The organism is Streptomyces sp. ATexAB-D23 (genome assembly GCF_000373645.1).
In the GTDB taxonomy this organism is placed as follows: domain Bacteria; phylum Actinomycetota; class Actinomycetes; order Streptomycetales; family Streptomycetaceae; genus Streptomyces; species Streptomyces castrisilvae.
Map to the genome: position 1 here is coordinate 402,059 of NZ_KB892013.1, position 14,019 is coordinate 416,077.

Annotated in this window: 13 protein-coding genes; 7 read left to right on the forward strand and 6 right to left on the reverse strand. The window is 74.6% G+C overall.

What is annotated here, in order from left to right; all coding sequences use genetic code 11:
• The first annotated feature begins 29 nt into the window (after positions 1–29).
• Positions 30–1,082, forward strand: a complete 1,053-nt coding sequence (locus B082_RS0114900) for a LacI family DNA-binding transcriptional regulator (RefSeq protein ID WP_018552606.1) — start codon at positions 30–32, stop codon at positions 1,080–1,082.
• A gap of 21 nt (positions 1,083–1,103) precedes the next feature.
• On the opposite strand, the gene B082_RS0114905 is transcribed toward B082_RS0114900, so the two are convergent.
• On the reverse strand, positions 1,104–3,266 hold the full coding sequence (locus B082_RS0114905; RefSeq protein WP_234018157.1) for an alkaline phosphatase family protein: 2,163 nt from the start codon (positions 3,264–3,266) through the stop codon (positions 1,104–1,106).
• 83 nt (positions 3,267–3,349) lie between these two features.
• A complete protein-coding gene (locus B082_RS0114910; RefSeq protein ID WP_026249799.1) occupies positions 3,350–3,754 on the reverse strand; it encodes a hypothetical protein in 405 nt (134 codons plus the stop codon).
• A 221-nt stretch (positions 3,755–3,975) separates the two neighbouring features.
• Between B082_RS0114910 and B082_RS0114915 the strand changes: the two genes are divergently transcribed.
• Complete coding sequence (locus tag B082_RS0114915) at positions 3,976–4,758, forward strand: MBL fold metallo-hydrolase (protein WP_018552609.1); 783 nt, start codon at positions 3,976–3,978, stop codon at positions 4,756–4,758.
• On the forward strand, positions 4,758–5,381 hold the full coding sequence (locus B082_RS0114920; protein WP_018552610.1) for a DedA family protein: 624 nt from the start codon (positions 4,758–4,760) through the stop codon (positions 5,379–5,381). The genes B082_RS0114915 and B082_RS0114920 overlap by 1 nt, the downstream gene beginning before the upstream one ends.
• 165 nt (positions 5,382–5,546) lie before the next feature.
• On the opposite strand, the gene B082_RS0114925 is transcribed toward B082_RS0114920, so the two are convergent.
• Both B082_RS0114925 and B082_RS0114930 read right to left on the reverse strand, forming a co-directional pair.
• Positions 5,547–6,797 (reverse strand): aminotransferase class I/II-fold pyridoxal phosphate-dependent enzyme, encoded by a 1,251-nt coding sequence (locus B082_RS0114925; RefSeq protein ID WP_018552611.1) that lies wholly within the window; start codon positions 6,795–6,797, stop codon positions 5,547–5,549.
• Positions 6,798–6,848: 51 nt separating this feature from the next.
• Positions 6,849–7,643, reverse strand: coding sequence for an IclR family transcriptional regulator (locus B082_RS0114930; RefSeq protein ID WP_018552612.1), 795 nt, complete (start codon positions 7,641–7,643; stop codon positions 6,849–6,851).
• A gap of 245 nt (positions 7,644–7,888) precedes the next feature.
• Here B082_RS0114930 and B082_RS0114935 point away from each other — a divergent pair, with 245 nt between their 5' ends.
• From B082_RS0114935 to B082_RS0114945, 3 genes are all read left to right on the forward strand, one after another.
• The gene (locus B082_RS0114935; protein WP_026249801.1) at positions 7,889–9,394 is read left to right on the forward strand and encodes a bifunctional phosphatase PAP2/diacylglycerol kinase family protein; all 1,506 of its coding nucleotides are present in this window, start codon (positions 7,889–7,891) and stop codon (positions 9,392–9,394) included.
• Between the two features lie 174 nt (positions 9,395–9,568).
• The gene (locus B082_RS0114940; RefSeq protein WP_018552614.1) at positions 9,569–10,378 is read left to right on the forward strand and encodes a class I SAM-dependent methyltransferase; all 810 of its coding nucleotides are present in this window, start codon (positions 9,569–9,571) and stop codon (positions 10,376–10,378) included.
• A 125-nt stretch (positions 10,379–10,503) separates the two neighbouring features.
• A complete protein-coding gene (locus tag B082_RS0114945) occupies positions 10,504–10,857 on the forward strand; it encodes a VOC family protein (protein WP_018552615.1) in 354 nt (117 codons plus the stop codon).
• Positions 10,858–10,867: 10 nt separating this feature from the next.
• Here the strand turns inward: B082_RS0114945 and B082_RS0114950 are convergent, their stop codons facing one another.
• Positions 10,868–11,416, reverse strand: coding sequence for an AAA family ATPase (locus B082_RS0114950; RefSeq protein WP_018552616.1), 549 nt, complete (start codon positions 11,414–11,416; stop codon positions 10,868–10,870).
• 43 nt (positions 11,417–11,459) lie between these two features.
• Positions 11,460–13,427: a DUF5107 domain-containing protein gene (locus B082_RS0114955; protein ID WP_018552617.1), complete on the reverse strand. Its 1,968-nt coding sequence runs from the start codon at positions 13,425–13,427 to the stop codon at positions 11,460–11,462.
• A 214-nt stretch (positions 13,428–13,641) separates the two neighbouring features.
• On the opposite strand from B082_RS0114955, the gene B082_RS0114960 reads away from it, so the two are divergent.
• On the forward strand, positions 13,642–13,980 hold the full coding sequence (locus tag B082_RS0114960; protein WP_018552618.1) for a DUF6204 family protein: 339 nt from the start codon (positions 13,642–13,644) through the stop codon (positions 13,978–13,980).
• The last annotated feature ends 39 nt before the right edge of the window (positions 13,981–14,019 follow it).

Genomic DNA, 14,019 nt, shown 5'->3' on the forward strand with positions numbered 1-14,019 from the left:
TCGGTCTTACCACCCGGTATAAAGACTGCATGACTGCCGACGCCCCGCCGCCCGCCCGTCCCGTCACCCTGGAGGACGTCGCCGGGGTGGCCGGGGTGTCACGGGCGACCGTGTCCCGGGTGATCAACGGGGCGACCACCGTCGACCCGGTGATGCGGCGGATGGTGGAGGCGGCGGTGGACGCCACGGGTTACGTGCCCAACCGCGCGGCCCGTTCGCTGGTGACCCGGCGCACCGACTCGATCGCCCTGGTCGTCTCCGAGCGGGAGCGGCGCACCGTGCCCGAGCCGTTCGTCGGCCGGATGTTCTCCGATCCGTACTTCGGGCGGGTGGTCGCCGGCCTCCTCGAAGTACTGCGCCCCGCGGGCATCCAGCTGGTCCTGATGCTTGCCGACGACCGTGAGTCCCGCGACCAGCTGCTGTCGTATCTGCGCCACGGGCATGTCGACGGGGTGGTGCTGATCTCGTCGCACGCGGACGATCCCCTGCCCGGACTGCTGCACGGGACACGGCTGCCCGCCGTGCTCGCGGGGCAGCCGCTCAGGCCGACCCCGCTGACCTACGTCGAGGCGGACCAGCGGGCCGGGGCGCAGCTGGCCGCCGACCACCTGGCCTCGCTGGGGCGCCGACGGATCGGGACGGTGTCCGGCCCGCAGGACATGCCGGCCAGTCAGGCGCGGCTCGCCGGTTTCCTGGACGCGCTCGCGGCGCACGGCATCCGGGACGTGGCGACCGCCGAGGGCGACTTCACCCATGCCGGTGGCGCGGCGGCCATGCGGCGGCTGCTCGCGGACCGGCCGGACCTGGACGCGGTGTTCATCGCGTCGGACCTGATGGCGCTGGGCGCCGTTCCGGTGCTGCTGCGGGCCGGCAAGGACGTGCCCGGGGACGTGGCGCTCGTCGGGTTCGACGACAGCAGTGCGGCGATGGCCTGCGATCCGCCGCTGACCACGGTCCGGCAGCCGGTGGAGGAGATGTCGGCGGAGATGGCCCGGCTGCTGCTCAAGCAGATCGGCAAGCCGGGCGACCCGGCCCCGTCCGTGATCTTCCACCCGACGCTCGTACGGCGGCAGTCCGCCTGACCCGGGCGCGTCCGGGGGCGGTCAGGGGTGTGCGCCCGTCCCGGAACCCTTGCCCTGTCCGCGCCGGGTCTGCCCGCGCCGGGTCCACCGGCCCGCCCCGGTGCCCGGCACTCCGTCCGCCCGCACCGGCAGCTGGGGCCCCGACGCCTCGCCCAGCCAGCACCGCAGGACCCGGTGGACGGCTTCGGCGCCGACGAGTTCGTCCGGCCGGTCGCCGTCCTCGTCCGCGAGGGCGTCCAGCGGGTCCGTCATGGAGCGCGGCCACAGCAGGAACGGCCGGGACTGCTCGCCGCCCAGGCCGCCGTGCGAGCCGATCTGCTCCTCGAAGGCGTGCACGGTGCCGGTGGCGGGGTCGTACATGGAGTTGACCATCACATCGGCGACGTGCGGGAAGGTGTCCGTGCGCCGGACCGCGTCCGCCGCCCCGGGACCGAACGGGGCCAGCGGCCCGTGGCCGTCGGCCAGGTCCGCGACGGGCACCCGCACCCCGTCACGGGCCAGCACCACGGAGCCGTGCCGTTCGCCGCGGACGAGCAGGAAGCCGATGCCGGGGTGGTTGGCGAGCGTGGAGAGCAGGGCGGGGTGGCGGCGTTCCAGCTGTTCCAGGGACGCGCGTCCCTCGATGTCGGGGAAGGAGATCAGACCGAGGTTCCCGGAGGCGAGGACTATCGGGTCGGAGGGCTTCGCGACGTGCTCCTCCTGGCCCTCGGCGACCGGCCGGTGCAGTGCGATCCGGACCGCGTCGCGGGCCTCGGAGGCGCTGCGGGTGCGCTGCGCCCTTCGGGGCACCGGCAGTCCGCTGCCCGCCCGCACCAGGTCCTTGAGGGTCAGCCCGTACACCCCCGCGAAGGTGTCCCCGGGGCTCTGGCCGTGGTCGGACAGGAGCACGATCCGGTAGGTGCGCGGGGTGTGCTCGGCGACCTTGTCGATCAGGGCGAGCGACCGGTCGAGGCGTGCGAGGACCTTCTCGGCGTCCCGGCTGCGCGGCCCCGAGTGGTGCGCCACCTCGTCGTACGCCACCAGGTCGGCGTAGACCGCGGTGCGCCCGGCGAACATGTCGCCCATGACGGCGGCGACCACCACATCGCGTTCGACGACGGTCGCGAAGGCGCGGATGAAGGGGTACAGCCCGCCGCGCTTGATGCGGGGCGTCTCCTTGCGGAGGCGGGAGCGGGTCGACTGGGCGATCTCCCGGCAGACCTCCGCGGCGAAGGAGCCGGCGGTGCGGACGGCGTTGGCCGGGTCGGAGAAGTAGGCGAAGTACCCGGCCCGGGACCGGCGGCCCTTGCCGAGTCTGGCGGCCATCGACAGGACGAGCGCGAGCTGGCCCGCGCCGCCGCTGAAGAGGTTGCCCCGGCTGGCCCCGTCGAGCGTGAGGAGTCCGCCGTCCCCGGTGCGGGCGACGGCCCGGCGCTGCATCTCCAGGGCGCTCGCCGGTTTGCTGGAGACCATCACGACGCCGGTCTCCTTCTCGTACCAGCGGAAGGCGGGGACGTCGTGGTTGCTGCCGTGCAGGATGCCGAGCTGGCTCGCGCCGGTCTGGCTGGACCAGTCCGTGCGCCAGGGGGTGAGGCGGTGCCCCTCGCCGTCGGCCAGCCAGTGCGCGACGGTCGGCATCAGTCCCTCGGCGGCGGCCCGCACCAGGGCGTCGTGGCCGACCCCGTCCAGCTGGATGAAGACGGTGCCCGGCGGGCCCCCGCGGGCGTCGCCCGTGCCGCTGCGCCGGCGGCGCCGGTCGGCCAGCCGGGAGAGCCGGCGGCGGTAGGCGTCGTCGTCGCGGACGGCGAGCGCGGTGGAGGTCGCGGAGGCGACCGCCGACATCACGGCCGCGACGACGACGGCGGTCTCCGGGGCGGCGGCGCCCCGGCCGTCCGGGATGAGCCGCAGCGCGATCAGCAGCAGCGAACCGTTGAGGAAGAAGACGAGCATGCCGAGCACGAGGGCCGGCACGATGAGCAGGGCCCGTACGAGCACCGGCCAGACCAGCGCGGAGAGCAGCCCGAAGGCGCCCGCGCCCCAGGCCGCGGTGAACGCGGTCTTGGTGACGGTGTCGCCGTCGGCCGACTGGAGCCGGAAGTCCGGGAGGATGCCCGCGAGCGCCAGCATGGTGAGCGTCGAGACGGCCCAGACCGCGATCACTCGCATCAGCGCGCTGCCGGCTCGCCGCCATCGCCTGTCGCCCACGCCGTTGTCACCTCACGTCCGGGCCCTGCCGTTCCGGGCCCCGTCTCAGCCTTTCACAGGGGGTCGCGCGGGCTTGCGGGCGGTCAGCAGCCGTCGTATCCGGCGGTCGGCATGGAGAGCCTGCGGTGCACTCCGGCCTTGTGGTCGGCGCTGTAGGACGGCTCGTGGAGCCCGGCGATCTCCAGGCGTACGCCGCGCCGCTCGCACTCCGCGGTGAACTGCGGCACCGAGGCCAGGGCGCGGGCGAGGACCCGGTCGCAGGGGGCGACGAACAGCTCGATCTCGCCGCTGTCGACATCGGCCCAGAGCGCGGGGTGGTCGGGGCGCAGCCCGTAGAGGCGCAGCTGCCGGGTGACGACGTAGCCCTGGTCGGCGGCCCAGCGGGCGCACATGGCGTGCTGGCCGCGGGTGTCCACCAGGAAGGGGTCGCTGTCCAGTTCTTCGAGCGGCGTGAGACTGGCGATGGCCGCCACTCGTACGTCCCCCATGGCCGTCTCCCCGTGCTTGTCCTTTGGCTTCGACCCTATGCGCCCGCTCCCGTGGCCCCAGGGCGCGTACCGGGGCGGTGAGGGGGCGCACGGGGGCACGGCCCCAGGACCAGGAATGCCTGATGCGCCGGGGTGCGCGGACCGGAGAGGGGCGGGGGCCCGTAGGCTCTTCGGGCAGGTGCGGTCAGGTCCGAAGGGTCCGGTGAGCAGAAGGAGGCGGAGTGCCGGTGGAGATCACCTGGTGGGGTCATGCCACGTGCACGATCGAGGACTCCGGGGTGCGTTTCCTGACCGATCCGCTCTTCGTACGGCGCTTCGCGCATCTGCGGCGCCGCCGTGGTGCGCTGCCGGGCCCGGACGCGGCCGTCGCCGACGTGGTCCTGATCTCGCACCTGCACTCCGACCATCTGCATCTGCCGTCACTGGCGCGGGTCGCCCCGGGGGCCAGGCTGATCGCGCCGCGCGGCTCGGTGCGGGCCGTTCCGGGGCTGCGGATGCTGCGCAGGGTGCGCGGTCTGCGGATCACCGAGGTCGTGGCGGGCGACGAGGTGCGTGTGGGCGAGGTACGGGTACGGGCCGTGCCGGCGCTGCACGACGGCCGGCGCCTTCCGCTGGGCCCGCACCGCTCCCCCGCCCTCGGGTACGTGGTCGAGGGCGCCGCCCGCACGTATTTCGCCGGGGACACCGGGCTCTTCGACGACATGGCGGAGGCGGTCGGCCCGGTGGACGTGGCCCTGCTGCCGGTCGGCGGCTGGGGCCCGTATCTCGGCCACGAGCACCTGGACGCGGGGCGCGCGGCGGAGGCGCTGACCCGTCTTGAGCCGCGCTCGGCGGTGCCGGTGCACTACGGGACGTACTGGCCGATCGGGATGGACGGCATCCGGCCGCACGAGTTCCACGCCCCGGGCGAGGAGTTCGAGCGGAAGGCGGCGCTGCGGGCGCCCGGGGTCGTGGTGCACCGGCTGGCGCACGGGGAGCGCGTGCGGCCGGAGGGCTCCGGGTGATGGAGCTCCTGCGGCAGACGGCGCAGCTGCCCCCGGAGTCGACACAGCAGGCCGTCGGCTACCCGTCGCTGTTCCTGCTGGTGGCGCTGGGTGCGCTGGTCCCGGTGGTGCCGACGGGCGCGCTGGTGAGTTCGGCGGCCGTGGTGGCGTTCCACCAGTCGTCGCCGTTCGCCCTGCTGGTGGTGTTCGCGGTGGCGTCGGCGGCGGCGTTCCTGGGGGACATATCCCTGTACTGGCTGGGGCAGCGGGGGGTGCGGTCGAAGAACGGCTCGCGGTGGCTGCGGGCCATCCGGGACCGGGCCGCGCCGGAGCGGCTGGCGCAGGCGCAGCGGAAGCTGGACGAGCACGGCGCGACGGTGCTGGTGCTGTCCCGGCTGGTGCCCGCGGGGCGCATCCCGGTGATGCTGGCGTGTCTGCTGGGGCGGATGCCGATGCGGCGGTTCGCCCGGGGCGATGTGCCGGCCTGTCTGGCGTGGGCGGCGACGTATCAGCTGATCGGCATCCTGGGCGGTTCGCTGTTCCCGGAGCCGTGGCAGGGGGTGGTGGCGGCGGTGGGTCTCACGCTGCTGCTCAGTGCGGCGCCCGCGCTGTGGCGCCGGACGCGGGCGCGCTGGGCGCGGTGACGTCGGGCCGACGCGGTCCGCGCCGGGCGGGTCGGGCGGCAGGGGCTCGGGGGCGTACGGCAGGCGGCGGATGTGGCAGTCCCCCTCCGCATTGGGCCGGACGGCGTGTTCGCGGGCCGGCCGGGCCATGGCGAGGCCAAGGGCTGTCCCGTGGTCCTTGGTGGATCAGCGCAGTTCGTCGAGGGCCGCCCGGAATGCGCTCAGGGCTTTTGCCACGTGCGGCAATGCGAGGGGCTCGGGCGCGGTGAGCGAGTGGATCTGCTGTTCCGGGGTCGTGCCCAGCAGTGACCCGGTGCCCAGCCGTACGCGGAGGGCTCCGAGTTCGTCGCCGAAGCGGTGGCCGCCGGGGCTGGGCGTGCCGAGTCGCCGGCTGAGGTATTCCTCCAGTTCGAGCGAGTCCGTGACCCCGCGGGCGGCGAGCGGGGAGCGGAGCGGGCCGAGGTCGGCGTAGAGGTGGCGGCCGGCCTGCGGGGGCCGGGCCAGGGCGCCCGTCGCGAGCACCGCCCGGTGGGCCTCGGCGGCGACGCGGGACTGGAGGGCGGCGGCTCGGCGGGCCCGTCCGGTGACGGCTTCCGGTTCACGCAGCGCGTGGGCGGCGGCCGCCGCGACCGGGCGGGCGACGAAGGCGCCGAGGGCGGTGAGGATGTCCAGGGTGCGGGCCCGGCGGGCGGCAGCGCGCGCGGTGGCGGGGAACCGGGCGACGGCGACCGGCCAGGCGGGCGGGGTCAGCGCGCCGTACAGGCCGGAGACGACCGTCACGTCGTCCGGGCACATCTCGGCCGGGCTGACCAGCACCGTCTCGTGCGGCCTGTGCAGGGTGTCGCGCCAGGTCTCGTCGCTGACGATGTGCAGGCCCTCGGCGACGGCGGCCTCGCACGCCTCCCGCACGAGTTCGGGCGGGGCGACCGTGGCGGTGGGGTCGTCGGCCACGGAGAGCAGCAGCAGCCTTGGCCGGCCGCCCTCGGCGCGCACCCTGCGGACGGTCTCCAGGAGTGCGTACGGGTCGGGGACGCCGCCGCACTCGGCGGGGGTGGGCACCTGGTAGGCGGGGCGGCCGAGCAGCCGGGCCTGCGGAATCCAGGAGGCGGGGCAGGGGCGCGGCAGCAGCACGTCGCCCCCGTGCGCGGCGATCAGGGCGAGCAGCAGCGGGGAGGTGCCGGGGGCGGCGGCGACGTGATCGGGGCCGCAGCGCAGTCCGCGCCGCTCCCAGTAGGCGCAGGCGGCCTCGCGCAGGGTGGCCGACCCGCCGCCGGGTTCGGGTGCGGCCCGGTCCGCCGCTGCCGCCAGCACCTCGGCCAGTTCGGGCAGGACGGGCAGACCGGGCCAGGGGGCGTGCGGCCCGTACCGTACGGGACCGCGATCCTCCCGGACCGTGTCCGTGCCGCGCTCCTGGCCCCCGGTCCGCTCCCGGCCCATCCGGGCCTCCTTCGCCGCCGCTCGGTCCACCAAAGGTTGTCCTCCGGACCTTTATACGAGGGAACGGGGCGGCGCGCCCGGCCTGGGGTCGTGTCCGAGGCGGCCGGACAGCTCCTCGGCGCCGGCGACGGCGAGCGCGGCGAGTTCCCGCTCGCGCTCCTCGTCCCAGCGGGTCATCGGGACGGAGACGGACAGCGCGGCGACGACCCGCCCGGAGCGGTCGCGTACGGGGGCCGCGACACAGCCCACGTCGGGGTCGGACTCCTGGCGCTCCACGGCGACGCCCCGCTTCCGCGCGGCGTCGAGCGCGGTCCGCAGCTCCCGTGCGTCGGTGACGCTGTCGCTGGTCAGGCCGGTCAGTTCGAGCCCGTCGAGCCGGGCGTCGAGTTCCCCGTCGGGCAGCGAGGCGAGCAGCATCTTGCCGACGGATGTGCAGTGGGCGGGCAGTCTGCGGCCGGCCGCCGACACCATCCGTACCGCGTGGGTGGAGTCCGCCTGGGCGATGTAGATGACGTCGGTGCCCTCCAGGACCGCCACGTGCACGGCCTCGCCGCAGGTGCCGGCCACCCGCTGCGCCACCTGCCGGCCCTCGGACGCGAGGTCGAGCTGCTCCGCGTACCGGCTGCCGAGCTGGTAGGTGCGGACGCCGAGGCGGTAGCGGCCGGGCCGGTCGGGGACGGTGACCAGGTACGAACGGGCGGCGAGCGTGGTCAGCAGCTCATGGACGGTGGTACGGGGGAGCTGGAGCCTGCGGGTCACCTCGGGCGCGGAGAGCGTGCCGTCGCCGTGGAGGAAGAGTTCGAGTACGTCCAGCGCCCTGGTCACCGCGGGGACGAGTCGCCCCATGGTCGTGCACCACCCTCTCGTTCGGTATCCCGGCCGGTGACCGGGATCACGAACGCAGGCTAAGCGCGGCGGACTTGCCGGGGCAAAGACGGAGTGAAGTCGCCCACGCGCCATCCGGCCGCAGGGGAGGTTCGCCCGGTTATGGGGCTGAATGGCGGTCGGGGCCGGGACTCCGCGGCCGTGCCTTCGGCGCGCTGCGGCGCGCCTGCTGGTTCGGGTCGGCGTTGGCGGGTATCCGCTGTTCCATGTCGTCAGCGAGCATCCCTTCCGTCCCGCCCCTGCTCACCGGAGTGCGCGGCCGGTTCCACAGCCGCGATGTCGCGGTGTTCCAGAGCCTGGCCCGCCGGCACTGGCCGGCCGCGGGTCCCGTGCTGCCCCGGCTGAGCCGCAGCGCCAATCACGGGCTCCTGTGGTTCGCGGCGGCCGGTGCCATGGCCGCCTTCGGGGGCAGTGCCCGTGCCCGGCGGGCCGCGCTGCGGGGCGTCGCCTCGCTGGCGGTGGCCTCGGCCGCGATCAATACGGTGGGCAAGGGCGCGGTCCGCAGGGACCGGCCGATACTGGACGCCGTGCCGGTGATACGGCAGCTGAAGCGCCAGCCGGTGACCACGTCCTTCCCCTCGGGGCACGCCGCGTCGGCCGCCGCCTTCGCCACCGGGGTGGCGCTGGAGTCCAAGGGGTGGGGTGCGGTGGTCGCGCCGGTCGCGCTGTCCGTGGCCGCGTCCCGCGTCTACACCGGGGTCCACTACCCGAGCGATGTCCTCGCGGGTGCGGTGCTGGGCGTGGGCGCGGCGTTCGCCCTGCGCGGGGTGATCCCGACGCGGGGCCAGCTGCCGGCTCCCGGCCGCCCTCCGGCCGAGGCGCCCGCCCTGCCGGACGGCCGGGACCTCGTGGTCGTCGTCAACCAGGAGTCGGGCACGGCCACGGCCACCGCGTCGCTGGTCAAGGACGCGCTGCCGGAGGCGGAGGTGGTCGAGTGCCCGCCCGGCCGGCTCTCCGCAGAGCTGGAGAAGGCGGCGGGCCGGGGCCGGGCGCTGGGGGTGTGCGGCGGGGACGGCACGGTCAACCAGGCGGCGGCGGTGGCGGCCGTGCACGATGTGCCGCTCGCGGTGTTCCCCGGCGGGACCCTCAACCACTTCGCGTACGACCTGGGCATAGAGACGGTCGCGGACGCCGTCGCCGCACTCGGCGAGGGGAGCGCGGTCCGGGTGGACCTCGGCCGCTTCCGGCCGGGCCCCGACGGGCCCGGGGGTGCCCACGGTTACTTCCTCAACGCCTTCAGCCTGGGCGTGTACCCGGAGCTCGTACGGATGCGGGAGCGCTGGTCGCCCCGGATCGGCGGCTGGCCGGCCGGTGTCCTGGCGGCCCTGCACGTGCTGCGTGGCGAGCGCCCGCTGGAGGCCGAACTCCAGGGCAGGCGGCGCCCGTTGTGGCTGCTGTTCGTCGGCAACGGCCTGTTCCAGCGGGTGGGCCCGGCGCCGGGCCGGCGGCACAACCTGGCGGACGGGCTGCTGGACGTACGGGTCGTGCACGGCGGCCGGACCCCCGCGCTCAGGCTGCTGGCCGCCGCCGTCGCGGGCCCGCTGACCCGCTCACCGATACACGCGGCCACCCGCAGGCAACGCGTGCGGATCTCCGGGCTGAAGCCAGGCACACCGTATGCGTACGACGGTGAAGTGGCGCGCAGCGGAAGCGAGCTGATGATCGACAAGCTCCCGGAGGCGCTGACGGTGTACTGCCCGAGGCCGGTGTAGCGGACCGGGCCGGAAGGCAACGGAGGGCGGCCGACGCCGAGTCGGCCGCCCTTTCGCACGATCCAACACTGTCCACATCGCAAGATTCCCATCTCATTATTCGGCGGCAAGGTCTACGGTGGTCCTACCGATCAGCGATTTCGCGGTTCGCGTTTCGAGAGAGGATGCACGGCCATGCCGAAGGAGACCGCCGTCTACACCCACGGGCACCACGAGTCGGTGCTGCGTTCGCACCGGTGGCGCACCGCCGAGAATTCTGCGGCCTACCTCATCGGCGAACTCCGTCCGGGCCTGAACGTGCTGGATGTCGGCTGCGGCCCCGGCACCATCACCGCCGACCTGGCCGAACGGGTCGCCCCCGGCCGGGTGACGGGGCTGGACACCACCGACGAGATCCTGGGCCAGGCGGCCGCGGTCGCCGCCGAACGCGGCCTGGACAACGTCGGGTTCGCGATCGCGGACGTACACGCCCTGGACTACCCCGACGACTCCTTCGACGTGGTCCACGCCCATCAGGTCCTCCAGCACGTGGGCGACCCGGTGCAGGCGCTGCGCGAGATGCGCCGGGTCTGCCGCCCCGGGGGCGTCGTCGCGGCGCGCGACAGCGACTACGCCGCGATGACCTGGTTCCCCGAGTCCCCGGGGCTGGACCACTGGCAGGAGCTGTACGGCCGGGTGGCCCGCGCCAACGGCGGCGAGCCGGACGCCGGACGCCGGCTGCTGTCCTGGGCCCGGCAGGCGGGGTTCACCGACATCACGCCGACGGCGGGCTCCTGGTGCTTCGCCACCCCGGAGAGCCGGGCGTGGTGGAGCGGCCTGTGGGCCGACCGCACCGTCGGCTCGGCGTACGCGGCGCGCGCGGTGGACGGCGGGCACACGACGGCGGAGCGGCTGGCGGAGATCGCCGAGGCGTGGCGCCGGTGGGGCGAGCAGGGCGACGGCTGGTTCATGGTTCCGCACGGCGAGGTGCTCTGCCGCGCCTGAGCGCACCGCCCCGGGGCCCGGCAGCACGGCCCCGGGGCTCGGCACGCACGGCCCCGGGGCCGCTCCGGTGACTCCCCCGCCCGAATCGATCACGCGGCGCCGCACCGCCAACTACCCTGGTGGGCATGGAAATCCTGGGAACCACGCTGCGTATCTGCGTCGCCGACCTGGAGGCCGCGGTGGCCTTCTACGAGGAGCTCACGGGCGGTCAGGCCCTGCGCTTCGAGCGCGGCGGGGTCTCCGTCGCCGCCATCGGCTGCTTCCTGCTGATGAGCGGGCCCGAGTCGGAACTCGAGATCCTGCGCAAGGTGACGGCGACGATCGCCGTGAAGAACGTCGACGAGGCGCACGACTCCCTGACCCGGGTCGGCGCCCGCGTCATCGCGGGCCCCGTCCCGACCCCGGTCGGCCGCAACCTGATCGCCGTCCACCCGGACGGATCGGTCTTCGAGTACGCCGACCGCCACCTGACCGGCTGAGCGGCGCCCCTCAGACCACGGCCCCGGCCAGGCCGGTCCGCTCCAGCACCAGGCCGGCCAGCTCGCGGGTGGGCAGCTCACCGTCCAGTACCACCGTGTCCTCCCGCAGGCTGCCGACCGCCGCCACGCACTCGGCGATCCGTGCCTTCCCCCAGCGCCGCGCGGCCTCGTCGCGCTCCGGATCGCCGGGCACCACCACCCGGTCGTCCAGACGCTGTGCGAGGACCCCGGCGGACACGTCGAGGAAGAAGTGGTGGACCGGCACGCCCGCCCGGTCCAGGGCGTCGAAGATCTCGTCGGCGTACTGCCGGCGGACCACGGTCATCGGTGCCAGCACCGGCCGCCCGTACTCCTCGACCAGCCCCTGGGCCAGCGACGCCACCTGCTTGCGCCAGAGCGGGATGTTCTGGAAGTTGCCGTCGGGGACCTCCACGATCTGCCGCAGCAGGAAGCCGACGTGCTCCGGGTCGTAGACCAGGGCATCCGGCAGCCTGCGGTTCAGCTCCGTGACCAGGGTGGTCTTGCCGCTGCCGAAGGCCCCGTTGATCCAGACGATCATGTAGTGATGCTCCTGTTCCTCGTACCGACGTGCCGTCGTGCCGTCAGGCCCTCGGGCGCATGCGGTAGTTGTACAGGTCCGGCACGGGTTCGTCCGTGAGCCGGTTCCACATCTCCTCCAGCACCTCCGCCCCCTCGCGCAGGTCGGCGACCTCGAAGCCGGCGTCGAACAGGGCCTTGGCCTCGCCGGTCCGGCCCTCCGCGATCAGCAGCTGGGCCTCCAGCAGACGGAAGCGGCCCCGCGCCCGGACCTCCGGCGGCAGTCCCGCCCACACTGCACGGGCGGCCTCGGCCCGGTCCGCCGTGAGCAGCGCCTCGATCGTCTCCCGGCCGAGGGCCGCGGTGGCGGCGGTCCATGCCTCGCCGTCGCCGCGCTCCGCGCACAGGCCGTCGAACGCCTCCGTGTAGTGGTCCGCCGCTCGTTCGCGCTGGCCGCCCTCCTGGGCGGCGACGGCCAGACAGCGCAGCAGCGGCCAGCGGGACGAGGCGGTGGCCAGGCCCCGTTCCCAGCTGCGGACCGCCTGGGCGCGGTCGTCGGCGTGCCACTGGGCGACACCGAGGTGGTATTCGGTGAGCGGTTCGGCGGGGGCCGTCTCCAGCATGTCGCGCCAGTGCCAGGAGACCAGGGTGGGGCCCGGCGGGGCGGCCTCGGAGGGTCCGGGGAGGGTGCCCTGCTCCAGCAGCTCCAGCCAGGGGGCCTGCTGCTCCCCGAGCGTGGAGTCGGCGAAGGGCGTGCCGGGCAGCTTGTAGCGGCCGCGCCGCACCTCCAGGGCGCCCCAGCCGGAGCCGGTGGCGAGGCTCTCGCCCGGTTCGGTGTCGGCGCAGGCACGCCAGGCGGCGTACGCGGCGTCCACGTCGGCGCGCGGCAGGACGTCGGCGAGCCGCCGTTCGGTCTCGGCGCGGGCCGCCGCCCAGTCGTTGCCGTGCACGATCGCGGGGTCGGCGGCCAGCGGCCCGTACGACTCCAGCCAGCTGAACTCGCCGCCCGGCTCCAGCGGTATGTGCTCCAGCTGGGTGCGGGCGAGGCCGGCCTGGATCTCGGCGTAGCCGCCGGTGCCGGGTTCGGTGAGCCAGTCCTGCCAGCGCCGGCCGCCGGGGCCGCTGCCCCAGAGGAACAGCTTGCGCCCGCGCAGCAGGTCGGTGGAGGTCTGGACGAGTCCGTGGCCGCGCTCGTCCAGGGAGGCGATCCAGCGGCGGGCGCCCTCGGGCACCTCGTAGAAGTAGTCGGCGGGGTAGGCGCTGCGCAGCGGGTAGGTGCGGTCGGTGCCGCCGGTCTCCGGGACCGGGACCCGGGTCAGTGTCCGCTCGTACCCGAAGTGCCAGGCCTCGTCGGCCGGGGCGACGACGCGGGTGCGTTCGCCTTCGGGGACGGCGATGTTGGACCACCAGTAGACGGGTGCGGGCTGCTCGTGCGGGTTGCGTATCCGTACGCCGACGTGCAGGAACGCGGAGTCGTCGGGCAGCCACAGGTCGACCTGGAACGGCAGGTCGCGCAGCCGTTCCCACTCCCAGAGCCGGACCATCTCGCCGCCGTCGGGCGCCGGGACGCGGGCCGCGTGCACCGGGGCGCAGGAGAGGGTGGTGTGGCCGGTCGCGCCGATGTTCCACTCGATGCCGCCGGAGAACCAGGCACCGTTGAGCGCGAAGTCGGCGGGCTGGAGGACGGGGTTGGCGTAGACGAGGCCGCGCCCGGCCGGTTTGTGGACGAGGGAGTGGATACGGCCGCCGAGTCCGGGGAGCACGGTGACGCGCAGGTGGTCGTTCTCGATGACGATCGCTTCGAGGTCCGTGGGGGTGCGTTCGCGCCCGTAGCCGTCGAGGGTGCGGACGGGCAGGACGGTGGCCAGGGGCGCGTGGCCGAGCTGGCGGGCCATGTCGCGCGGGAGCCCGGCCCGGTCCCCGGCGTCGATGACATGCGTCTCGTCCAGGGGCCGCAGCGCGGGCAGCGGGTTCTCCGGTCCCGTCGCCGCGGCGGGCAGGGTCAGTACGGCACGTCGTACGGTGGTGGCCAAGGCAACCTCGCTCACTCGCGCGGGCCGCCACAGGTCCGGGCGCCCCCCGATGACCATGGAACACGTCTGCCGCCGCCCGGACCAGGGTCCCAGGCGTCACTCTTCGGCAAAGGGCCCGGCCGCCGCCCGCCAGGAATTCCGTTTCCGCCCCGCTCCCGGCCCCGTACGCTCGCATCCGACACGAACGCGGCAGGCGAGAGGAACGGCGGAACACATGAGCACGCAGCACACGTACCGGGTGATCGTGCGCGGCACGTGGGAGGGGCTGACGGACGCGGCGCGCGAGCGGCTGCTCGCCGAGGTGGAGGAGCACGGCCTCGCCGCGATGCAGTTCACCGAGGAGGGCTCGCTGACCTACGACCGGGCGCTCAAGCACTTCAGCTTCCGGTACGTGGTCGTCTCGGACGCCGAGGACGGCGAGGAGATGGCGTCCGCGATCGCCGAGGACCGGGCGCAGACGACGCTCGCGAGGGCGGGGTACGGACACGGCGGGCTTCGGTCCACGGCCACCGACATGGACACGATGAAAATCAACTACAAGGGGCGACGGTGACGCCCGCACACGGCAGGAGACCGTGTGCGGGCACCATCA